17 protein-coding genes and 1 pseudogene are annotated in these 21,178 nt (G+C 70.2%); 7 read left to right on the forward strand and 11 right to left on the reverse strand.

Going from position 1 to position 21,178, the window contains the following annotated elements; all coding sequences use genetic code 11:
- The first annotated feature begins 6 nt into the window (after nucleotides 1-6).
- A complete protein-coding gene (locus AB0N66_RS22585) occupies nucleotides 7-732 on the forward strand; it encodes a DUF2470 domain-containing protein (RefSeq protein ID WP_365437935.1) in 726 nt (241 codons plus the stop codon).
- Here AB0N66_RS22585 and AB0N66_RS22590 read toward each other — a convergent pair.
- The 3 genes from AB0N66_RS22590 to AB0N66_RS22600 all read right to left on the reverse strand — a co-directional run bounded on the left by AB0N66_RS22590 (nucleotide 700) and on the right by AB0N66_RS22600 (nucleotide 4,486).
- Nucleotides 700-1,959 (reverse strand): lactonase family protein, encoded by a 1,260-nt coding sequence (locus AB0N66_RS22590; protein ID WP_365437938.1) that lies wholly within the window; start codon nucleotides 1,957-1,959, stop codon nucleotides 700-702. The genes AB0N66_RS22585 and AB0N66_RS22590 overlap by 33 nt on opposite strands.
- Nucleotides 1,960-2,074: 115 nt before the next feature.
- Nucleotides 2,075-3,133, reverse strand: a complete 1,059-nt coding sequence (locus AB0N66_RS22595; RefSeq protein WP_365437941.1) for a hypothetical protein — start codon at nucleotides 3,131-3,133, stop codon at nucleotides 2,075-2,077.
- An 84-nt stretch (nucleotides 3,134-3,217) separates the two neighbouring features.
- Nucleotides 3,218-4,486 carry an FUSC family protein gene (locus tag AB0N66_RS22600; RefSeq protein WP_365437944.1) on the reverse strand — a complete coding sequence of 423 codons (1,269 nt, stop codon included), beginning with the start codon at nucleotides 4,484-4,486 and terminating at the stop codon, nucleotides 3,218-3,220.
- Between the two features lie 134 nt (nucleotides 4,487-4,620).
- On the opposite strand from AB0N66_RS22600, the gene AB0N66_RS22605 reads away from it, so the two are divergent.
- Nucleotides 4,621-5,958, forward strand: a complete 1,338-nt coding sequence (locus AB0N66_RS22605) for an erythromycin esterase family protein (RefSeq protein ID WP_365437947.1) — start codon at nucleotides 4,621-4,623, stop codon at nucleotides 5,956-5,958.
- Here AB0N66_RS22605 and AB0N66_RS22610 read toward each other — a convergent pair.
- On the reverse strand, nucleotides 5,922-6,557 hold the full coding sequence (locus AB0N66_RS22610) for an ABATE domain-containing protein (RefSeq protein ID WP_365437950.1): 636 nt from the start codon (nucleotides 6,555-6,557) through the stop codon (nucleotides 5,922-5,924). The two genes, AB0N66_RS22605 and AB0N66_RS22610, sit on opposite strands and share 37 nt — an antisense overlap.
- A gap of 131 nt (nucleotides 6,558-6,688) precedes the next feature.
- Here AB0N66_RS22610 and AB0N66_RS22615 point away from each other — a divergent pair, with 131 nt between their 5' ends.
- Nucleotides 6,689-7,687 carry a zinc-binding dehydrogenase gene (locus AB0N66_RS22615; RefSeq protein WP_365437953.1) on the forward strand — a complete coding sequence of 333 codons (999 nt, stop codon included), beginning with the start codon at nucleotides 6,689-6,691 and terminating at the stop codon, nucleotides 7,685-7,687.
- 46 nt (nucleotides 7,688-7,733) lie between these two features.
- Here AB0N66_RS22615 and AB0N66_RS22620 read toward each other — a convergent pair whose 3' ends face one another.
- Entirely contained in the window at nucleotides 7,734-8,228 is a 495-nt protein-coding gene (locus tag AB0N66_RS22620) for an FBP domain-containing protein (protein ID WP_365437956.1), read from the reverse strand.
- A gap of 125 nt (nucleotides 8,229-8,353) precedes the next feature.
- Here AB0N66_RS22620 and AB0N66_RS22625 point away from each other — a divergent pair.
- Nucleotides 8,354-9,206: pseudogene (locus AB0N66_RS22625) on the forward strand (DUF3626 domain-containing protein).
- Here the strand turns inward: AB0N66_RS22625 and AB0N66_RS22630 are convergent.
- On the reverse strand, nucleotides 9,152-9,787 hold the full coding sequence (locus AB0N66_RS22630; RefSeq protein WP_365437959.1) for a PAS domain-containing protein: 636 nt from the start codon (nucleotides 9,785-9,787) through the stop codon (nucleotides 9,152-9,154). The pseudogene AB0N66_RS22625 and the gene AB0N66_RS22630 sit on opposite strands and share 55 nt — an antisense overlap.
- Nucleotides 9,788-10,238: 451 nt before the next feature.
- Between AB0N66_RS22630 and AB0N66_RS22635 the strand changes: the two genes are divergently transcribed.
- A complete protein-coding gene (locus AB0N66_RS22635) occupies nucleotides 10,239-13,412 on the forward strand; it encodes a cytochrome P450 (RefSeq protein WP_365437962.1) in 3,174 nt (1,057 codons plus the stop codon).
- A gap of 108 nt (nucleotides 13,413-13,520) precedes the next feature.
- On the opposite strand, the gene AB0N66_RS22640 is transcribed toward AB0N66_RS22635, so the two are convergent.
- The 4 genes from AB0N66_RS22640 to AB0N66_RS22655 are packed head-to-tail and all read right to left on the reverse strand — an operon-like array spanning nucleotide 13,521 to nucleotide 18,100.
- Nucleotides 13,521-14,879: a GH1 family beta-glucosidase gene (locus AB0N66_RS22640; protein ID WP_365437965.1), complete on the reverse strand. Its 1,359-nt coding sequence runs from the start codon at nucleotides 14,877-14,879 to the stop codon at nucleotides 13,521-13,523.
- A gap of 29 nt (nucleotides 14,880-14,908) precedes the next feature.
- Entirely contained in the window at nucleotides 14,909-15,748 is an 840-nt protein-coding gene (locus tag AB0N66_RS22645) for a carbohydrate ABC transporter permease (RefSeq protein WP_365438120.1), read from the reverse strand.
- Between the two features lie 25 nt (nucleotides 15,749-15,773).
- Nucleotides 15,774-16,772 carry a sugar ABC transporter permease gene (locus AB0N66_RS22650; protein ID WP_365437967.1) on the reverse strand — a complete coding sequence of 333 codons (999 nt, stop codon included), beginning with the start codon at nucleotides 16,770-16,772 and terminating at the stop codon, nucleotides 15,774-15,776.
- Nucleotides 16,773-16,786: 14 nt separating this feature from the next.
- Complete coding sequence (locus tag AB0N66_RS22655) at nucleotides 16,787-18,100, reverse strand: sugar ABC transporter substrate-binding protein (RefSeq protein ID WP_365437969.1); 1,314 nt, start codon at nucleotides 18,098-18,100, stop codon at nucleotides 16,787-16,789.
- Nucleotides 18,101-18,302: 202 nt separating this feature from the next.
- Here AB0N66_RS22655 and AB0N66_RS22660 point away from each other — a divergent pair, with 202 nt between their 5' ends.
- Nucleotides 18,303-19,610, forward strand: coding sequence for an ROK family transcriptional regulator (locus AB0N66_RS22660; RefSeq protein ID WP_365437972.1), 1,308 nt, complete (start codon nucleotides 18,303-18,305; stop codon nucleotides 19,608-19,610).
- Nucleotides 19,611-19,721: 111 nt separating this feature from the next.
- Nucleotides 19,722-19,982, forward strand: coding sequence for a hypothetical protein (locus AB0N66_RS22665; RefSeq protein WP_365437975.1), 261 nt, complete (start codon nucleotides 19,722-19,724; stop codon nucleotides 19,980-19,982).
- A gap of 58 nt (nucleotides 19,983-20,040) precedes the next feature.
- Here the strand turns inward: AB0N66_RS22665 and AB0N66_RS22670 are convergent, their stop codons facing one another.
- Nucleotides 20,041-21,000: an SDR family NAD(P)-dependent oxidoreductase gene (locus AB0N66_RS22670; protein WP_365437978.1), complete on the reverse strand. Its 960-nt coding sequence runs from the start codon at nucleotides 20,998-21,000 to the stop codon at nucleotides 20,041-20,043.
- Nucleotides 21,001-21,178: the final 178 nt, after the last annotated feature.

Genomic DNA, 21,178 nt, shown 5'->3' on the forward strand with positions numbered 1-21,178 from the left:
AGTCTGATGGGTGACCGTCACACCTGGACGGCCGCGCCTGCCGCGGCGGAGCGCGCGCGTTCGGTGCTCGCCGCGGCATGGTCATGCGCGGTGACCGCGGAAGGCGGCCGGGAGGAGTTCGTCGGTGCGCACTCCGTGGCCGCGGACGGCAGGATCCTCCTGCACGTGCCGGACGACAGCATGCTGCTCACGGCCGCGATCTGCGCACCTCGCGGCGAGCCGTCCGCAGTCCTGGAGTTCGCCGATGTCGCACCCGTTCCCGTACGGAACCGGATCCGTGCCCGGTTGTGGCTCGCCGGCTGGTTCGCTCCCGAGGAAGGGCATCTGGCGTTCCGTCCGACGCGCGCGGTGCTGCGCCAACCGTCCGGGACGGTCGTGGTCGACCTCAATGAACTGGCCGACGCCGACCCGGACCCCCTCGCCATTGCGGAGTCCGCGTTGCTCACCCATCTCGCCGAGGCCCACCCGGACGCGGTCGACCGGCTGACCCGGCTCGTCGAACCGGACAGCCTGCACGGCGCTGTGCGCGTCCAGCCCCTTGCCGTCGACCGCCACGGACTCACGCTGCGCATCGAGCGGGTGCGTGGCAACGGCGATGTACGGCTGCCCTTCCACAAGCCCGCCGACACCGTCGCGCAGCTCACCGAGCGGATGCATGTCCTGCTCAACCAGGCCAGCTCCGCGTCCTGCCCCCGCGCGCTACAGCGGCAGCGCACAGACGGCGACGGGTGAGGCGAACGGCTCACCCGCGAGCCGGAGTTCACCGCTCTCGCCGTCGACGTGGAAGACGCTGACGGTGCTCGACCTCTGGTTCGCCGCGAACAGCAACGTCTCGTCCGGCGAGAAGGCGATGTGGCGCGGGAAGTCGCCGCCGACCGGCACGGTGTCCAGGAGCTTCAGACGGGCGCCGTCCGCCTCGACCGCGTAGCGCGTGAGGCTGTTGTGGCCCCGGTTGGCGAGATAGGCGTAGGACCCGTGCGACGTCACCAGGATCTGCGCCGGATAACTCGTGCCCTCACCCGTCCCGGTGGGCTGCGGGTCGCCCGGCGTGAGCCGCCCGGTGGCCGCGTCGTAGGCGCAGACCGCGACCGTGTTGTCGACCTCGTTGGCGAGATACGCGAAGCGGCCGTCGGGGTGGAAGGTGAGATGGCGTGGTCCCGCACCTGGCCGGGTATGAGCCTGGGAGACCTCGGTGAGCGTGCCCTTGGACTCGTCCAGTCGGTAGCTGTAGACGGTGTCGGTGCCCAGGTCGACGGCGAGCACATGGCCGCCGTCGGGGCTGGTGATGAACTGGTGGGCGTGCGGCCCCTGTTGACCCGGACCGGGCGCGGGGCTCGAGTGCGTGACGACGTCGGTGCGCTCGCCGAGCGCACCCGAGGCGTCGATCGGGTGCACGGCGACACTCCCCGACCCGTAATTGGCGCTCAGCAGCCAGCGTCCGCTCGGATGCACGGACAGATGGCAGGGGCTCGCGCCACCGGTGCCGCGCGTGCCGAGAACGTCGTTCTGGGCGAGCCCTACGGCCGTCACCCTGCCCGCTTCCCGCTCATCGACGGCGTACAGCGTGCGGCCGTCCGGATGCGCTGCGAGATACGAGGGGTCGCCGACGCCGGTGATGACGGCGCCAGTGCTGGTGATGCCGCCCGTCACGGAGTCGTACGTGGCCAGGCCAATGCCCTTTCCGCCGCCCTCGACCGAGGTGTACGTCCCGAGGAACAGCGGGCGGGCTCCCGAGCCGCCGACGGAGGGCGCGGACGAGCCGGCCGTCGGCGCGGTCGTCCCCTCCGCAGAACCGGCCGTCGGCGGAACCGTTTTGGGGGCGGCCGGCGAGGGATCCGACGTGAGGGCGGCCGATGCCGCGACCGTCGTCACCGAGGCGGCCCCTGCCAGCGTGCCGACGAAACGACGCCTGGTCCAGCCGCCGCCCGAGCCGCGTGCCCGATCTGACCCACTGCTCATACCTGCACCCCGGGTGTCGGTTGCCTCACCTGCGACAGCCACCTTGGCGCGCGGCACCCGCGAAGTGCAAAAAAGGCCATGGGCGTTGCGGATTGCGCAACGGGATCTTGGCCGGTTACCAGTCACCGTCCTCGACCGGCTTGCCCGGCGCGTCCCCTAGCGGCTTCACCTGGTCGGGCGAGGGCTGCTGCCAGGGTTCATGGTCGTCACCGAGCCAGTCGCCCACCGACTGCACCGAGCTGAGCGTGTCCGTGGGGGAGAGGTCCGTGGCGTCCTGGTCGTAGTAGTCGAACCACGGGAGCCCCGCCCTGGTGTAGGCCGCGCGGTTCACGGGGGACGGCGGGGGCGCCTCGCCCGTGATGCGGCGCCACTCCGGAGGCGTCACCAGGTGCACGAACACCCGCCCGGCGGGCTCCTCGGCCCAGCCCTTGAGTGGTCGGTCGTCCTCGTAGACCTCCTGACGCATCGAGCCGCCGACCCCGAGACCCATCGCCGGAGCGCTGCCCGCCCGGCCGCCCGGTGCGCGGGCGGGACCCGGTGCGCCGCCAAAGGCGGGCGCTGCGGCCATCGGGAACGCGGCGCCGTAGCCCCCGACGGACACCGTCATCTCCCTGTGCGCCGCGGCCCTGCGGCGCTCCGCCTCACGCCAGGCACGCAGGTCCCCCTCGCTCAGCGGGAACGACTGCAACTGCACGCCGCCCCACACCTCCTCGCCGGTGACCTGGCCCTCGACGGTGGCGCCCAGGCCAAGGGGCACCGCCACGAACTGGCGGACCGTTCCCTTGCCGGAGTTGATCCCGTCGAGCCACGGCTGACGCGGCAGCACCACATAGTTCTGCGGGTCCCGGCCGAGCCGGGAACTCCACGGCTTGCCCGAGACCGCGCACACCTTGCCCACGCCGACCTGTAGAGCGGCCGGTTCCGCCGTACCCCCGAAACTCAGCCACATCGCCTCGCGCAGATACACCGGCAGCATCACACCGCCGCGCGCCCGCCATTCGGCGGGCACCGTGCCCGCGTAGTCCTCGACCCGACGTATCGGGAACTCGCCGAGTCCCGGAGGCAGCGCGTGCGTGCCCTTCTCGGGCAGGCGCAAGGTCCGTATGAACCGCACCCGCACCTCGCCCGGCAGGCACAGCGTGTTCCCTTCGATCCGCACGGTGCTGTCGGTCATCCGCCCGCTCCCCTCGTCGTTGTGAAGCATCCCCGTGAAGCATCCACGCGAAGTGTCCTCGTGAGGCCTCCTCGCGCGGCTTCCTCACATAGAACGACGGGAAGCAGCACGCCGGTTCCTGCGCAGCGCCCGCGGGACGCGCAGATATGGGCGCAGGCGCGTGAGCCGTGGCCAGCGCTCGCGGTCCTCGCGTGCGCACCGGTCCAGCTCCTCCAGGAGCCGTCGGGACCGGTACTCCGTGTCGAGCTCGGCGATGATCCGGTTGACCTCGGTCAGCACCGCGCCCTGCAGCTCCCATTGGCTGGCGTCGCGCTGGATCTCATCGAGGAACAGCTGGGCAAGTTTGTCGCGGGTGGCGGCGGCCGTGGTGAGTTCCGCGGTGAGCCGTTTCTCCGCCGACTCGGCACTGCGGGACACATCGGTGGTCACCAGGACGGCGAAACTGACGATGGCGTCGGCGACCTCGGACAGCAGCTGCTCAAGCACGGCCCCGGCCTGCGGCTCGAACAGCGGCTCCGGCTCGCGCTCCTTGGCCAGGTCGGTGAGGCTGCGTGCGAGCACCCGCAGGACCACCGTGCAGATCTCCAGTGTGTCGAGGCCGGTGCGCAGCACGACCCGGTGCAGCAGCCCCTCACGTACACGCGGATTGAGCTTCAGGCTGTCCTCGGCCTGCCGCAGCGCCGCGTCCACCTCGACGATGTCGTGGTCCAGGCGGCGCGCCTCGTGCAGCCGCTCGGCCGCCAGCGAGGCGGGGGTGCGGCCCGCGGCCTCCTCGCCGATCCGCAGCATCAACTGCCGCATCCGGCGCGCGAGATCCTCGATGGACTCACCGGCCACGCCCACCCACACCGGCGGCGCCAGTACGAGGTTGCAGGCGAGCCCCACGACCGCCCCGATCAGCGTTTCCAGCACGCGGGCCCAGGCCGTGTCACCCACCCTGGTGACGCCGAGGACCAGCATGGCGCTGATCGCCACCTCGGGAACGAACTCGCTGACCCGTACGAGATGACCCACGGCCAGCGAGGCGACGATCAGCAGGGCCAGACTCCACCAGGTCAGCCCCACCAGGCTGCTGAATGCGATGGCGACGAGGACGCCGGCGACCACGGAGTTCACCCGTCGGACGCCGGTGGTGATCGTGGCGTACAGGGTGACCTGCACGACGAGCAGGGCCGTCAGGGGCGCGGTGAGCGGCGCGGGCTCGGGGCTGAGGTGCAGGGCGATGACGTACGCGATCGTCGCGGCCGCCGCCGATCTGAGCGCCTGGACGACCACGGGCTCTCGTCGACGCTTCACGAGCTGGGCGACGGAGGTCGCCCACTCACCACGGTCCTCGCTACGTTCCTTTCGCACCCTTGGGCCTTTCCCGTTCCATAGGTGCATCGAACGTGTGGGGAAAACCGGATCTCCACCGACGAGTTTCCCCCCGACTCTATGCGGGGGCCCACCGGATGGTTCGCACGGGTCCGGCACGGGAGCCTTGGATCATGAAAAGGCACCGTTCCGGCACCGTTCTGGCCCTGCTCGTCTGCCTGGGCGCCTCCTTAGTCGGCGCGCCCCCAGCCGCCGTCGCCGTGTCGACCGATCACACGGTGGTCGGCGCCCTCGAACGTGAAGCGCACCCGCTGCGGACCGTGGAGCCGGGCGGCGACACCACTGATCTGCGCGCACTCGACCGGATGATCGGTCCCGCGCGCGTGGTGGGCTTCGGCGAGGCCACCCACAGCTCGCACGACTTCTTCGCCCTCAAGGACCGCGTCTTCCGCCACCTCGTGGAGGAGAAGGGGTTCCGCACCTTCGCTCTGGAGGGCAGCTGGAGCACCGGCCTGCGCCTCAACGACTACGTTCTGTACGGCAAGGGCGATCCGCGGCGCATCATGAGCGAGGAGTTCCAGAGCGAGTACCTGTGGTGGAACAACACCGACTACTTGAAGCTGGTCGAGTGGATGCGCGCGTACAACGTCCGGCATCCCGACGACCCGGTCCGCTTCATGGGTGACGACTTCGCGTGGACCGGACCCGAGCTGTACGACACGGTCACGGAATACGTGGCCCGTACCTACCCGGAGCTGCGTGCCCGCTTCGACGCGCTCTACCGCGGCCTGCGGCCCACCGTGGATGTGGAGACGTACCAGGTGGGCTACTACACCATGCCGCTCGCCGAGCGGAAGGAGAGGGCGGTCCGGACCGGGCAGGCCCTGGATCTGTTGAAGCGGCAGTCTCCGGGTGCAGACCCGGAGGCGTACGACTGGGCCGTGCGCGACGCGGCGGTCATCGACCAGACGGCACGCTGGTACGCGTTCGACTTCGAGGACCCGGAGCAGAACGCCGCCTCCCTGCTCTACCGCGACTCGGTCATGGCCGACAACGTGGTCTGGTGGCAGGAGCACACCGGCACCAAGGTCCTGCTGTCGGCGCATGACGCGCACGTCGGCTACGAGGCCTTCGACCCCGCCACCTACCCCAAGATGCAGGGCGCGTTCCTGCGCGACAGCCTCGGATCGGCGTACCTGAGCGTCGGGACCACCTATGACCGGGGTTCGTTCAACGCTGTGGACGAGAACGGGAAGATGCGCCGTTGGACGCTGGGGCCGGCCGGCCCGAACACCAATGAGGGGACGCTCGACCGGGTCGGGTACCGCGACTACATCGTCGACCTGCGCAAGGTCGGATCACCGGCCCGGGAGTGGCTCGGCCAGAAGCGGCCGACCCGGCTCGTCGGCACCGACTATCCGAGCCCGGAGTTCGACATCGCGCTCGGCCGTAGCCACGACATCCTGATCCACCTTCACCGGGTGGAGGCGGCGCGGCTGCGGGACCGGTAACCGGCCACCTTCGCGAGGTTGCCGCAGCGGTCCATGGAGCACCAGCGGCGCCGCCGGGCCTGGGAGTCGTCCAGGAACAGCAGAGAGCAGGTCGGGTTCTCGCACTCCTTGACCCTGGCCAGCAGCGGACCACCGGACAGGAGGACGGCATCCCGGGCCACGGTCGCGAGCGCCGCGGGTCCGGGACGGCCGGCCTTCCAGTACAGGGGTGGCGCGGAGCCGTCGTCCGGCGCGGCGAGCTGGGGGGCGAGGTCGGGGAGGGCCGCCGCTTCGTTGACCTGCGCGATGTCGGCCGGGTCCGGGGCATCTCCGCCCATCGAGGCGCGTACGAGGCGGTAGACGGCCTCGCGCAGGGTGCGGGCGTAGGACAGGTCCCCGGTGGTGACGTGCACCGGAGCGTCGTCCGCCCCCGCGTACAGGCCCGCCTCGCCGATCCAGCGTGCCAGGGCGTCCGGATCGGGGAGCCGTTCGAGGGGGGTGTCGCCGTGTTGTTTGCCGAGCGTGGCCACGAAGTTCAGACAGGGGCGTCCGCCGATGAGGGGGAACGCCGGCGTCGGGTCGGTGGCATCCGGCGGCGGGGGAGCAGGTACGCGAGGCATGGCCCGAGTCTATCGCTTGACACCGGTTCATGGGGTGTCGCATGGTGACACCAGTTCAACCGGTGTCACTGCCTCTCGTCCTGAGGTGTCGCGGTGCTCCGGTGTGTCCTGACGAGAGAGCAGGTACAGGGATGCGTGCGGTACGGATCGACGAGTTCGGCGGGCCCGAGGTGCTGGTGCCCGTGGAGGTGCCCGACCCGGTCGCCGGGCCGGGTCAGGCGCTGGTCCGGGTGGTCGCGGCGGGCGTGAACCGTGTGGACGCCCTTGTCCGCGCCGGGGTGTACCACCGGGCGGGGCGTCCGCCGCTGATCCCCGGGGTGGAGGCGGCCGGAACCGTCGCCGCGGTGGGGGAGGGGGTGACCGGCATCAGCGTCGGGCAGCGGGTGATGGCCCTGGACGGGGTGAACGCACCTGGCTTCTACGCCGAGTTGGCCGTCGTACCGGCCGAGCGGGTGACCGTCCTGCCGGACGGCGTGGGCCTGACCGAGGCCGCGACCCTGCCCGTCGCGTGGCTCTCCGCCTGGTACAGCCTGCGTCGGCTGGCCCGGGTGGCCAAGGGCGACACCGTGGTGGTGAAGGCCGCCGCCAGCGGCGTCGGCAGCGCGGCCGTACAGATCGCGGCGGAGGCCGGTGCGCACGTCATCGCGATCGCCGGTTCACCGCGGAAGACCGCCTGGGCGGCCGGATTCGGCGCCGATTCCGTCATCGACACCTCCGCGCACCCCGATGACGCGGAGGTCGACGAGGTGCTGCGGCTGACGGACGGGCGGGGCGCGGACGTCGTCCTCGACACCGTCGGTGGCCGGGCCTTCGGGCGGAGCCTGCGCGAGATCGCGCACGGCGGGCGGGTCGTCGCCCTCGCCAACGTGGCGCTGGAGCCGAGCACCGTCGACACCCGCGACTTCTACCCGAAGAACGCCTCCATCCTCGGTTTCCAGCTCACCAACCTACAGATCCATGGGTACGACCCCCGCGCGGACCTGCGGGAACTGGCCGAACGGGTCGCGGCGGGCACGTACCGCGTCCCCGTCGAGACGGTGTTCCCGCTGGAGCAGGCGCGCGCGGCCCACGAGCGGCTGGAACAGCGCGACAACCGGGGCAAGATCGTGATCGCGGTGGCGGGGGACTGACCACCTGATTGCCTGATCGCCAGTGAGGTGAGCGGCAGGGTCGGTGTCAGGCGTACAGCCTCTCCAGGAACGCCGACACATTGCCCACCATCCGGGCGATCTGTTGCTCCACCGTGAGGCTCTCCTCGAAGCGACTGCCCGATTCAAGGGCCTTTTTGCCGCGTACGTACAGGGAACAGGCGAGGTCGGCGCACATGTAGATGCCAATCGAGTTGCCCTCGCGGCCGGCCGCGCCCGTCTTGCGGGCTGTCATCAGCGAGACGCCGTTGCCCGGGTGCGTCGTCAGGCACAGCGAGCACATGCTGCGGTGCAGAAAGCCGCGCCGGGAGGAGGGGAAGCGCAGGGTGACGCCGACGAGATCGCCGGCCCGTTCGGTGACGAGATAACTGCGGTCGGGCGCCCCGGGATCTCGCCAGCCGAGGAAGTCCAGGTCGTCCCAGGGGCGTTCGCCGAGATCGCGCGGTATCGGGAGACGCTTGGCCTCGCCCTTGGAGCAGTTGATGAAAGAGTTGCGGATGTGCTGCTCGGTGAGTGATCTCATGGGGGAGTGCTCCTGGGGTCGGACGTGAAAAACCTAGGAGTACTAGGTTTTTGGCTAAGCTACAGAAACCCGCGGGAGAGATCCAATGCATTTTCGGGAACGGCGGCGCACCGCAGGAACGGGCCGTGCGTCACGTACAAGCCCTTTCCTGCGGCCCGGCGGTGGATCCCGAGCTCCGGATAACCTTGAACTTCCACCCGGACCGGCTCGCACGCGGAGTCCCGATCCTTCAGGCGCTGGCCCAGGACGGCACGTATCGCTCGCAGTTCGTCACCGGCACGAGCAACGGCGGCCTGACCGCACACCCGGGCGGTGACCGCTGGCGCTGGGAGAGCCGGATCTTCGGGGCGGCGTACGACACCGCGTCCGCACGCGAACGCCCGGTGTACGGCGGGCTGAACTTCCGGCGCCAACTGGTCGGCGCGGCACCCCGGTTCGGCTCCTCGCACTTCCGGCTGACCGGCGAGGTACTGCGTGCGGCGGGCCACCTTCTGCTACCCCGACAGCGCGGCCGAGCCGTCGGCATTCCGGGTAGCCGCCGGGATGTCCCTCATCGAGCCGGCCGAGGCGGACGACCAGGACGCTCTCAACGACTACATCGAGGCGCAGGTGCACGGAAGGGTCGTACTGGCGAGGGACATGGAGGCACTGGTCCTCGACGAGTCCTACCATGGGACGCCCGTCGAGGCCGCGGCCCTGCGGCTGCCGTGCCCGGTCGAGTGGCACCCCGGATACCGGCTCTCTGTCGAGGAGTTGAGACGCCACCCGGACTTTCGCGGCCCGGAGTTCGTCGACCTCGGCGCCCGGATCGCCGAAGACGGGTACCTAGACCCACGGATCATCGGGGACGCGGCGCGCATGGACCGGTACGAGCTGCAGGACCTGAAGATGGTGTGGCACTACCTCGCGCGTTTCGGTGCTCCTCAGGGGGCGGCCGTGGGCGGCCACACTCCTGGAGTCAGTACGCCCAGTGCGTAGGCGCGGGCGACCAGTTCCGTACGGGTGGCCGCGCCCCAGCGCTCGGACAGGCGCCGCAGGTGGTAATTGACGCCGTCCACGGTAAGGCCTGTCTCCCGGGCGGCCCCGGCCGTGGTCGCGCCCCCGGCGAGCAGCGCCAGAATGCGGGCCTCGGTGTCACCGGCGGGCGGGGCGGCCTGCCCGGGGTCGGGGCCGGGGGATTCACCGAGGACCCGGAGCGTGATCAGCAGGGCCGTGGACGCCTCAGTGCTGTCGCTGACGGGGTCCGCGGTCAGCTCGCCGTGGCGCCGCATCCCGTCGGCCGCGTTCCAGCGCACCGAGACCGGGTAGCGGGAGCGGTGCCGCAGCCGCAGCGCCTGGGCGATCCGCTCCACCTGCGTCGCCTCCTGCGGGTGGAACAGGTCCAGCACGTTCCGGCCGCGCAGCCGGCCCGGCGTCTCGCCCCACTCCGTCGCCATCGCGGGATTGGCCAGGACGATCACCCCGTACACATCGCAGACCGCGACCGGCATCGGAATCCGGTCGAACAGCAGCAGGGCCCGATTGCGCCACACCACGGCGTCCGCCCGCGTCAGATCCACCCATGCCTCCTGCCGTACCGGGCTCCTCGGAGCCGGCGCCGTCCGGTCTCGGCACAACACGCTACCCGCAGCTCAGCGACCGGGTTCAGCTTGCCGAAGCGAACCAAGCCGCGCGGCCGGGGTCGCGGTCACCGGTCCTTCGGCGGCTGATGCAGCCCGAACGCCGAGCACTGGTCGTCACGGCACAGCTTGAAACGGCCGAACCGGGCGACCGACTCCTTGTCCTCGTCCAGATCGTCCTCCCGAACGAGCGGCTCCGCAGCCCCACGCCCAGGGGCGCCCGTTCGGTTGCGGAGTACGGAACTGGAAGATCAGGCACTCATGGACCGCGCAAGCCCTGCCGCACACTTTCGACTGCACAATCATGTAGTGCCATGGCGCGGACGGGCGGCACCTCGCGAACAAGCTGGATCGCAGTACTTCCCGTACCGCGAAAGGCAGTTGTCGCGCCATGCCCCCCACCGCGCCGCACCCCCACACCACAGACACCTTCCACGGCCTCCCGTTGATCGACGTCTCCGCCACCGGTCCCGGCCGTACACCGATCCAGCAGGTGATGGGTCTCATGCGCGAGCACGGACCCGCGCTCGTACGACGACTGCACGGCCGGGACGCGCTCTTCGTGAGCGACCTCGACCTGGTCACCGACCTGGCCGACGAGAGCCGGTTCGCGAAGGCGATCGGGCCCGCCCTGGAGAACGTCCGTGAGTTCGCCGCCGATGGACTGTTCACCGCGTACAACGACGAGCCCAACTGGGCCAAGGCACACGACATCCTGATGCCCGCGTTCGCGCTGGGCTCCATGCGCACGTACCACCCCGTCATGCTGCGCGTGGCGCGCCGGCTGATCGAGTCCTGGGACCGCGGCGCCCGTGCCGGGCAGCCCGTGAACGTCCCCGACGACATGACGCGGATGACGCTCGACACCATCGGACTCGCCGGATTCGGCTATGACTTCGGGTCCTTCGAGCGCGCCGAACCGCACCCGTTCATCGAGGCCATGGTCCGCTGCCTGGAGTGGAGCATGACGAGGCTGGCCCGCACACCGGGCAGCGATCACGCGGTGGCGGACGCGGCCTTCCGGGCGGACGCGGACTACCTCGCGCGGGTCGTCGACGACGTGATCGCCGCCCGCGTGGAGGAGGGGCAGAGCCAGGCCGCCGACCTCCTCGGGCTCATGCTCACCGCCGAGCACCCCGCCGACGGCAGCACCCTCGACACCGCCAACATCCGCAACCAGGTGATCACCTTCCTGATCGCGGGCCACGAGACGACCTCCGGCGCGATGTCCTTCGCGCTGTACCACCTGGCCAAGCACCCCGCCGTACTCCAGCTCGTCCAGCGCGAGGTCGACGCGCTGTGGGGTGACACGGCCGAGCTCGATCCGACGTTCGACGACATCGGACGGCTCACCTACACCCGACAGGTGCTCAACGAAGCGCTGCGGCTGTATCCGACCGCCGCCGTGTTCAACCGGCACGCCCGCGAGGACACGCTGCTCGGCGGCCGGATCCCGGTGCGCGCCGGGCAGCCGGTCAGCGTCATCGGGCCGATGCTGCACCGGCAGCCGGCCTGGGGCGACAACCCCGAGCTGTTCGACCCTTCCCGCTTCACGCCGGAGGCGGAGGCCGCGCGCTCACCGCACGCCTTCAAGCCCTTCGGAACCGGTGAACGCGCCTGTATCGGGCGGCAGTTCGCACTCCACGAGGCGACCATGCTGCTTGCGATGCTCGTCCACCGCTACCGGCTGCACGACCACGCCGACTACCGGCTGACGGTCAAGGAGACGCTCACCCTCAAGCCCGACGCCTTCACACTCACGCTCTCACCGCGCACCGCCGCCGACCGTGTCCACGCGGCGCTGCCAGGCGTGGTCCAGGACCGGCCGGAGCCATCGGCCGACGGGCTGGCCGTCCTGCCCTCCCGGGTCCGCCCCGGCACTCGCGTCCTCTTCCTGCACGGCAGCAACTACGGCACCTGCCGTGAGTTCGCCGCCACTCTCGCCGACGAGGCCGGCGCGATCGGCTGCGAGACGGACGTGGCAACCCTGGACGCCTACGCCGACGGGCTACCCACCGACCGTCTCGTCGTCATCACCGCCGCCTCCTACAACGGACAGCCGACGGACGACGCCACCGCCTTCGCCGCCCGCCTCGACGGGACCGAGTGGGCCGAGGACCTCACCTACACGGTCCTCGGCGTAGGCGACCGCAACTGGGCCGCCACCTACCAGCACTTCCCGACCCGCATCGACGAACGCCTCGCGGAACTGGGCGGCACGCGCTTCCTGGAGCGCACGGCGGCAGACGCCTCGGGCGACCTCGCAGGCACCGTCCGCGCCTTCACGGCGCGGCTGCGCACCGCTCTCCTTGAGCGGTACGGCGACCCCGAGTCCGCGGCCTCGGAGGGGCCCGCGGAGGCGTACGAGGTCCGCACACTGACCGGCGGTCCCCTCGACGCACTCGCCGAACGGCACGGCCTCCTCCCCGTGACCGTCACCGAGGCATACGACCTCACCGCACCCGGACACCCGAGGACCAAGCGTTTCCTCCGCCTGGCGCTGCCGGACGGCGCGACCTACCGCACCGGTGACCACCTCACGGTGCTTCCCGTCAACGACCCGGCTCTCGTCGAGCGGACCGCCACCGCGCTGGGCCTCGACCTGGACACGGTTGTGGACATCAGGGCCGCACGCCCTCGCCGCGACGGAATCGCGGTCGACCGCCCTGTGACGGTGCATCAACTGCTCTCGCACCACGTCGAGTTGCAGGATCGCCCGACCGTCGGCCAGTTGTCCGCTCTCGCCGCCGCCAATCCATGCCCGCCCGAGCGCAAGGCCCTCGCGGCGCTCGCGGACGATCCGCGCACCCTGGTCGAGATCGCCGAGGCATACCCGGCCCTGCGCGGCGCACTCGACTGGCCGACCCTGCTCGAAGGGCTCTTTGCGCCCCTGCGGCCACGCCACTACTCGGTCTCCTCGTCCCCCGCGACCGACCCGGCCCACGTCGACCTGATGGTCTCGCTCCTGGAGGCACCGGCCCGCTCCGGCAACGGAACGTACAAGGGGGTCGGCTCCGGCTATCTGAACACCCTCAAGCCCGGCGACACCGTGCTCGCTCGCATCCAGCCCTGCCGGGAGGCTTTCCGTATCGACGGCTCCTCGAAGGTCATCATGGTCGCGGCGGGAACGGGCCTCGCCCCCTTCCGCGGAGCCATCGCGGACCGCCGCGCACTGGTGGAGAGCGACGCCGGGACCCAACTCGCCCCAGCTCTCTGCTACTTCGGATGCGACGCCCCGGATGCGGACTTCCTGCACGCCGACGAACTCCGCGCAGCCGAGGCCGTCGGCGCGGTGTCCCTGCGCCCGGCCTTCAGCGCGGCCCCCGTCGATGGTGTCGCCTTCGTACAGCACCGGATCGCCGCCGAGGCGGACGAGGTCCGGGACCTGCTGGACGAAGGAGCCCGCGTCTACGTCTGCGGCGACGGCTCCCGGATGGCCCCCGGCGTCCGGGACGCCTTCCGCACGCTGCACGCGGACCGGAACCCGGGCGGCGACTCGGAACAGTGGCTGAACGACCTGATCGCGTCGGGGCGTTACGTCGAGGACGTGTACGCGGCCGGGTGAATGTGAACGGACCGGTGGGCCCCGCCCACGTACGGACCGGTGGGCCCCGCCCACGTACAGACCGGTGGGCCCCGCCCGCGAAAGGGGGCCCACCGGTAGCCGATACGGCTAGGCGGCGTTGCGCCGCTTCCTTCCGTGTGCCCGGATGATGTCCGCGTACCGGTGCCCGCTTCCCTTCACCGTGCGGCGCTGGGTCTTGTAGTCCACGTGCACAAGTCCGAAGCGCTTGTCGTAGCCGTACGCCCACTCGAAGTTGTCGAGCAGCGACCACGCGAAGTAGCCGGCGAGCGGAACGCCCTGGGCGGCCGCCGACGCGCAGGCCGCGAGGTGCTGTTCCAGGTACTCGATGCGCTCGGGGTCGTCGACGGTGCCGTCGGGACGCACGATGTCGGGATAGGCGGAGCCGTTCTCGGTGACGTAGATCTTCTGCGCGCCGTAGTCGTTTGTCAGACGGAGCAGGAGGCTCTCGATACCGTGGGCGCCGACCTCCCAGTCCATGCCGGTGCGCGGTACGCCGAGACGGCGGACGGTGCGGACGCGGGGCGCCGGTCCGGTGGGGTCGTCGGCGACCGTGGACGGGAAGTAGTAGTTGAGGCCCAGCCAGTCCAGGGGCGCCGCGATGGTCTCCAAGTCGCCCGGCTGCTCGGGGAGTTCGACTCCGTAGACCTCCTGCATGTCCGCCGGGAAGCCGCGGCCGTGCACCGGGTCGAGCCACCAGCGGTTGGTGTGGCCGTCCAGCCGGCGGGCCGCCGCGACATCCTCGGGGCGGTCGGTGGCGGGCTCGATGTAGGACAGGTTGTTGACGATGCCGACCTGGGCGCCGGGGACGGCCGCGCGGATCGCCTGAGTGGCGAGGCCATGGCCGAGGAGCAGGTGGTACGACGTCTGCACGGCGGCCGTGAGGTCCGTCCAGCCCGGGGCCATCCGGCCCTCCAGGTGGCCGATCCAGGCAGAGCAGAGCGGCTCGTTGAGCGTGGTCCAGTGCTTGACGCGGTCACCTAGGCGCTCGGCCACGGCCGCCGAGTAGGCGGCGAAGTGGTAGGCCGTGTCGCGGACCGGCCAGCCGCCCCGATCCTGGAGGACCTGGGGCAGATCCCAGTGGTAGAGGGTGACGGACGGGGTGATGCCCGCCTCCAGGAGGGCGTCGATCAGCCCGTCGTAGAAGTCGAGCCCCTTGGCGTTGACCGGGCCGTCGCCGCCCGGTACGACACGTGGCCAGGCGATGGACAACCGGTAGGCGTTGGTGCCCAGTTGGCGCATGATCTCGATGTCCTCGCGCCAGCGGTGGTAGTGATCGCAGGCGAGGTCCCCGTCGTCGCCGTTGTCGATCTTGCCGGGGGTGTGCGAGAAGGTGTCCCAGATGGAGGGGGAGCGGCCGTCCTCGGCGACGGCGCCCTCGATCTGGTAGGCCGACGTGGCCGTGCCCCACAGGAAGTCCTCGGGGAGGGCGGCAAGGTCGATGGTCACGGAAGTCCTTTCGGGGGGAGGAGAGTTGGTCACTTGACGGCTCCCGCGGTGAGCCCGGTGACCAGAAAACGCTGGAGGAGCAGGAAGCCGGCGACCACGGGAACGCTGACGACGAGCGACGCGGCCATGATCTGGTTCCAGTAGACGTTGTAGAGCGTGGAGTAGCCCTGGAGCCCGACGGCGAGTGTGCGGGTCTGTTCGTTGGTCATCACCGACGCGAACAGCACCTCGCCCCAGGCGGTCATGAAGGCGTAGACGGCGACCGCGATGATGCCGGGGATCGCGGCCGGCACGACGACCCGGAACAGCGCGCCGAGCGGCCCGCAGCCGTCCACCAGTGCCGCCTCGTCCAGGTCGCGCGGCACCGAGTCGAAGTACCCGATCAGCATCCAGATCGAGAACGGGAGGGAGAAGGTGAGGTACGTCAGGATCAGACCGCCGCGGGATCCGAACAGCGCGATGCCGGTGGCCTGGCCGATGTTGACGTAGAGGAGGAACAGCGGCAGCAGGAAGAGAATGCCGGGGAACATCTGGGTGGACAGCACGGTGACCGTGAAGACGCGCTTGCCGCGGAAGTTGTAGCGGCTGACGGCGTAGGCCGAGAAGACCGCGATCACCACCGAGCAGACCGTCGCGGCGCCCGCCACGATCAGCGAGTTCACGAAGTACCTGGCGAGCGGGATCGTCGTCCAGATGTCGATGTACGGGCGGATGGTCAGGCTGCTCGGTACCCACTGGAACTTCGTCTGGACGTCCTGCAGGGGCTTCAGCGAGCTGGAGACCATGACGTAGACGGGCACCAGGACGAAGCTGGTGAGCACCGTGAGGAAGATCCGCCGGGTCCAGAGGAAGGACTTCGGCTGGGCCATCGGGGAGCGGAGCTTCGTGGAGGTACTAGACATCGGCCGTCTTCCTTCCTCGGGAGGTCAGCAGGAGGTAGACGCCCGTCACGACGAGCAGGAAGAGCAACAGCAGGACCGACATGGCGGAGCCATAGCCGAAGTTCCAGCTGACGAACGACGCCTGGTAGATGTGCACCGAGATGAGGTCCGCGGCCGGCGGAGCTGTCTTGCCGAACAGGACGTACGGCGTGTTGAAGTCGTTGAACGTCCATAGGAACAGCACCAGGATCAGTACCTGGTTGACAGGCCGCAGCGACGGCAGGGTGATGCGGCGGATCTGCTGCCACACGCCGGCGCCGTCGAGGGCGGCCGCCTCGTACAGGTCCTTGGGGATGTTCTGCAGGCCCGCCATGACGATGAGGAAGGCGAACGGCCAGCCCTTCCACACGGACACGGTGAGCAGCGCGTAGAACGCGTTGTCGCCGAGGAGCCAGAAGGACGGCTTGTCGGTGATGCCCAGCTGATCGTGCAGGACGTGGTTCACCAGGCCGTTGTCGTGCTGGAACATGAACACCCAGGTGATGACGGCCGCGTACACGGGCAGCGCGTACGGCACCAGGAACAGGGCGCGCAGCAGGCCGCGGCCGCGGAAGGCGTCCTGCATGCAGATGGCGGCCGCCGTGCCGATCAGCCAGCACAGGCCGACCGACAGCAGGGTGAAGCCGACGGTGGTGACGAACGAGTCGAGCAGCGCCTTGCCGACGGGCGCGGCGAAGTCCACCGTCACCTTGTAGTTGTCCAGGCCGGCCCAGGGCGCGGTGCCCCAGTCGCGGATGTAGAACTGCGTGAGCTCCTTGAAGCTCATCACGATGCCGATCACCATCGGCACCAGGTGCACAAGGAGTTCGAGAAGCAGGGCGGGCAGAAGCAGCAGGTAGGGCAGTCCGATGCGTTTGATCCGCCCGGTGCGGCGCGGGCGACGCGCCGCACCGGGGGAGTTCTTGCGCACCGTCCGATCGCCGGCCTCTTGGGAGGCGGTCGTGGTGGTCATTTTTGTGCTCGCGCTCACTTCGTCGGCATCTGCGTCTGGGCCTTTTCGAGCTGAGCCTTCACCGACTCCGTGGTCACCGGCTTTCCGGCGGCGGCGTCGGCGAACAGGTTCTTGATCGCCGTACCGACGGCAGTCTCGAACTGGGACTCGTCGGCGACCTGCGGAGCCGCCACGGCGCTCTTGGCGAGGGTGTCCTTCAGCACGGCGGTCGCCGGGGTGTTGAAGGCGGCGTCCGTCTGGGCGGTCTTGACCGGCGGGATGGAGCTGTACGCCGTGTTGAGGATCTTCTGCTCCGCGTCGCTGGTCATGAACTTCACGAACTCGGTCGAGCCGTCGAGGTTGTCGGTGTTCTTGAAGACGGACAGGTTGATACCCATGACCATCGAGTTGACGTTCGTACCGGTCCCCGGGGCGCCGGACTGCACGGGCACCGGAGCGATGCCGAAGTCGTCCGGCTTCATGCCCTGCGACTCCAGGTTGGCGGACGCGGACTGCCACAGCAGCATCCCCGTCTTGCCGGTGGCGAAGTCGCTCACGGACTGGTTCTGCGCGTACTCGGCGTTGCCCGGCGCGACGATCTTGTCCGTGGCCATCAGGTCGACGAACTGCTTGACCCCTGCGACCGCGCCGTCGTTGGTGAAGTCCGGCTTCCCGTCGGCGGTGAAGAAGTCGCCCCCGTTCTGCTTGGCGAAGACGACGGCGTGGTGGATGTTCTCCGCCGGGTTGGAGCCTTCGAAGGCCGCACCCCACTTGCCGCCCTTGGAGAGCTTCTTGCCGTCGGCGACGAACTCGTCCCAGGTGGCCGGCGGCTTCGAGATGCCGGCGGCGGCGAACTGGGCCTTGTTGTAGTAGAGCGCGTACGACATCGAGTACAACGGCACCGCGGCCGGGTCCTGACCCGTGGCGCCCGTCGAGCCGAGGGCCGAGTCGACGAAGCGGTCCTTGCCGCCGATCTTGTCGAAGTTCTTGGCGTCCCAGGGCAGTAGCGCCCCGGTGGCCTGCAGGGAAGCACTCCAGGTGTTGCCGATGTTCAGGACGTCAGGCCCCTGGCCCGAGGTGGTCGCGGTGAGGATCCGGTTGAGCAGATCCGACCAGGGCACGACCTCCAGCTCCACCTTGATGCCGGTGTCCTTCTCGAACTTGTCGAGCTCGGGCTGGAGGACCTTCTTGTCGATCTCGACACTGGCGCCCTGGTTGGAGGCCCAGTAGGTGAGGGTCTTGGGCGAGTCGTTGGATCCGCCGTTCGACGAGCCGCCACCACAGGCGGTCACGGCGGTCAGCATGGAGACAGTGACCGCACCGGCGGCCGCGGCTCGGATTCTGCGCATGGCTCAGGCGTCCCTTTCCGAAGGAGCGTCATGACGGCGTCCGCGGCGTGTAATGGCACCGCGCGTACGTCCCTTGCGAGTGTTCACTTCTCGAACGCCCCTCACGACTTAATTTAGGATGTGAGTTAAGACTCGGAAGAAAGTCGCGTCAAGGGATCGCGCAGCGGTATCTTGCAAGTCGGGCGAACCGGAGGGGAGCCACATGACGGGGCGGAACGGGCGGACAGTCCGTGACCTGCGGCGGGGCAATCGAACCGCCGTACTGCAACGGTTGTATTTCGACGGACCGATGAGCCGTTACGAACTGGGTCCGGCCACCGCACTGAGTTCCGGTTCCATCAGCAACGTGGTCGCGGAACTGGTCGCCGACGGACTGGTCGAGGAGGCCGGCAGCGTCGACTCCGACGGCGGCCGCCCGCGCACCCTCCTGCGCGTCGCCCCGACCAGCGGCTACATGATCGGCGTCGACGTCGGCGAAACCCGTGTCCGCGTCGAGCTCTTCGACCTCACCCTCACCGAACTCGCCCGCACCGACCGGCCGTTGGAGCAGCAGGGTTACGACGTCGAAGTCGTCGTCGGCCACATCCGCGACGGCATCGCCGAGGTGCTGGCCCAGACGGACATCACCCCGGACCAGCTCCTCGGCGTCGGCATCGGCGTCCCCGGCATCGTGGCCCGTGCCCCGGGGCTCGGCGCGGTGGTGCACGGCCAGACGATCGGCTGGGACGCCGTCCCGCTCGAATCCCTGCTCCGCCAGACCTGTGAACTCCCCGACACCGTCCCGTACTTCGCCGACAACGGCGCCCGGACCCTCGGCCAGGCCGAGATGTGGTTCGGCGCCGGACGCGGCGCCCGCAACGCGGTCGTCGTCCTCTTCGGTTCGGGCGTCGGCGCGTGCCTCGTCACGGAGGACGTGGAGTATGGCCGGGCCGTCGAATGGGGGCACTTGACCGTACGGGTCAGGGGTCGCCGCTGCCGCTGCGGTGCCCTGGGCTGCCTGGAGGCGTACGCGGGAGCGGAGGCGCTGCTGGACCGCTGGCGCGAGGAGGGCGGACGCCCGCCGGAGGGCGTCGACGAGGAGACGGCGCTGACCGCGATGCTCGCGGCCGCCTACCCGCCCGAGGACGCCGAGGACGGCAGCCGGGCCGAGCCCGACGCGGTGGCGCTCGCCGTCCTGGAGGAGACCGCCGAGTACCTGGGCGCCGGCCTGTCCGACCTGATCAACCTCTTCCAGCCCGAGCGCATCCTCATCGGCGGCTGGGCGGGCCTCCAGCTCGGCTCCCGCTTCCTGCCCGCCGTACGCCGGTACGCGACCGAGTACGCCCTGCGCTATCCGGCCGAGCGCGTCTCCATCGACCTCGGCAAGCTGGGCCCGGACGCGGTCACCGTCGGTGCCGCCATCCTGCCCCTCGCCGATTTCTTCGCCCGCGGCGGGCGGCGCGCCGCACCGGTCGGTGAGAGCCCGTCCCCGGCCTGGCGCACCGCGCTGGAGGACCGGGCACCGCACTGATCCCGGGCGGCCGGTTTCGGCGATCACTCCCGCGGTACTCGCTCCGGGCCGGAAACGGCCCGGCCAGAGTGTGCCGGGGCCACGCCGAGCTACCGAAGGATGGGGTGCGACATGACTGAATACCGGCCGGAGGGTCCCGGCGAGAACACCGATCCGGTCCCGCGGGACATGCCGGACCAGCAGGTCCAGGAGGGCGAGGACCCCTGGGACCTGGCTCCGGCGGCGGATCCCGGCGAGGACGAGCCCGGCACGGACGTCCCCGATACGGACGAGGCGGGTACGAGCAGGAAGGGCGCCCCGCGCTCGGACACCGTTCACCCCGAGGACCCCGAGGACCCCGAAGGCCCCGATCCCGGCGAGTCCCCGGCCTGACCTTGACGGGGAGGCCTCACGGGGACACGACCGGCGCGTGGACATGCCCTTCACGGATTCACGCGAACGCGTTCACCCCGGTCAGCTCCGCCGACAGCTCCCACAGGCGGGCGGCCTGCTCGGGATCGATCGCGTACGCCTGTACGCCGGTCAGCGCGCCGTCCGCCGGAGCGGGCTCCGCGACGTCGCAGTCGAGGCAGTACACCCCGCCCATGCCGGCCAGTTGCGGGGAGGTCGCCGCCCACACCTGCGTGGCCGCGCCCTGCTCCGGCGACTTGAAGGTGCTGGGGGGTACCAGCTCGCCGTCCTCCTCGACCCAGCCGCGCGCCAGCAACTCCTCCCTGGGGAGGTGACGCTGGAGCGGCGTCCGGATGGATCCGGGGTGCACCGAGAAGGCCCGTACGCCGGACTCCTGGCCGAGCCGGTCTAGCTGCACGGCGAACAGCACGTTCGCCGTCTTCGCCTGCCCGTACGCCTGCCACTTGTCGTAGCCGGTCTTCCAGTGCACGTCGTCCCAGCGGATCCCCGAGAAGTGGTGGCCGCCCGAGGACACGGCGACGACTCGCCCTCCGCCGGGTGCGATCGCCGGCCAGAGCCGGTTGATGAGCGCGTAGTGGCCGAGGTGGTTGGTCGCGAACTGGGCTTCCCAGCCGGGCCCGACGCGGGTCTCGGGGCAGGCCATGATCCCGGCGTTGTTGATGACGAGGTCGACGGTGCGGCCCGAGGAGAGGAACCGCTCGGCGAAGGCACGGACGCTGTCGAGGTCGCCGAGGTCGAGCTCGTCCACCTCGACGCCCTCGATGCCGTCCACGGCCTCGCCGGCGGTGGACGGGCGCCGCGCGGGGACGACGACATGGGCGCCCGCCTTGGTGAGGGCGCGCGTCGTCTCCAGGCCGAGGCCCGAGTACCCGCCCGTGACGATCGCGAGCTTTCCGGAGAGGTCGATGCCCTGAAGGACGTCGTCGGCGGTGCTCCGGGCGCCGAAGCCCGAACCGATCTTGTGCTGTGCAGTGGTCATACCTGGAACGCTACGAATTGGAGTGCACTCGAAGTCAAGCGAACCCCGCCACCTGGGGTGGCGGGGTTCGGGGAAGACCCCGACCGGACGGGGGAATCTCGGTCGGGGTCGTCTTTGGGTGGGCACGGACGGCGGTCGCCTCTCGGCGGGGGGCTCCGCAGGGCTTCAGCCGAACGAT

This window comes from Streptomyces sp. NPDC093544, assembly GCF_040683495.1.
Taxonomy (GTDB): Bacteria; Actinomycetota; Actinomycetes; order Streptomycetales; family Streptomycetaceae; genus Streptomyces.

What these genes read in the sequence shown, in the direction of transcription:
- AB0N66_RS22635 (WP_365437962.1), top strand. Translation starts at nt 10,239, where the DNA reads ATGCCCCCCACCGCGCCGCACCCCCACACCACAGACACCTTCCACGGC.
- AB0N66_RS22645 (WP_365438120.1), bottom strand. Translation starts at nt 15,748, where the DNA reads ATGGCCCAGCCGAAGTCCTTCCTCTGGACCCGGCGGATCTTCCTCACG.
- AB0N66_RS22660 (WP_365437972.1), top strand. Translation starts at nt 18,303, where the DNA reads ATGACGGGGCGGAACGGGCGGACAGTCCGTGACCTGCGGCGGGGCAAT.
- AB0N66_RS22650 (WP_365437967.1), bottom strand. Translation starts at nt 16,772, where the DNA reads ATGACCACCACGACCGCCTCCCAAGAGGCCGGCGATCGGACGGTGCGC.
- AB0N66_RS22595 (WP_365437941.1), bottom strand. Translation starts at nt 3,133, where the DNA reads ATGACCGACAGCACCGTGCGGATCGAAGGGAACACGCTGTGCCTGCCG.
- AB0N66_RS22620 (WP_365437956.1), bottom strand. Translation starts at nt 8,228, where the DNA reads ATGAGATCACTCACCGAGCAGCACATCCGCAACTCTTTCATCAACTGC.
- AB0N66_RS22655 (WP_365437969.1), bottom strand. Translation starts at nt 18,100, where the DNA reads ATGCGCAGAATCCGAGCCGCGGCCGCCGGTGCGGTCACTGTCTCCATG.
- AB0N66_RS22590 (WP_365437938.1), bottom strand. Translation starts at nt 1,959, where the DNA reads ATGAGCAGTGGGTCAGATCGGGCACGCGGCTCGGGCGGCGGCTGGACC.
- AB0N66_RS22605 (WP_365437947.1), top strand. Translation starts at nt 4,621, where the DNA reads ATGAAAAGGCACCGTTCCGGCACCGTTCTGGCCCTGCTCGTCTGCCTG.
- AB0N66_RS22585 (WP_365437935.1), top strand. Translation starts at nt 7, where the DNA reads ATGGGTGACCGTCACACCTGGACGGCCGCGCCTGCCGCGGCGGAGCGC.
- AB0N66_RS22670 (WP_365437978.1), bottom strand. Translation starts at nt 21,000, where the DNA reads ATGACCACTGCACAGCACAAGATCGGTTCGGGCTTCGGCGCCCGGAGC.
- AB0N66_RS22615 (WP_365437953.1), top strand. Translation starts at nt 6,689, where the DNA reads ATGCGTGCGGTACGGATCGACGAGTTCGGCGGGCCCGAGGTGCTGGTG.
- AB0N66_RS22610 (WP_365437950.1), bottom strand. Translation starts at nt 6,557, where the DNA reads ATGCCTCGCGTACCTGCTCCCCCGCCGCCGGATGCCACCGACCCGACG.
- AB0N66_RS22665 (WP_365437975.1), top strand. Translation starts at nt 19,722, where the DNA reads ATGACTGAATACCGGCCGGAGGGTCCCGGCGAGAACACCGATCCGGTC.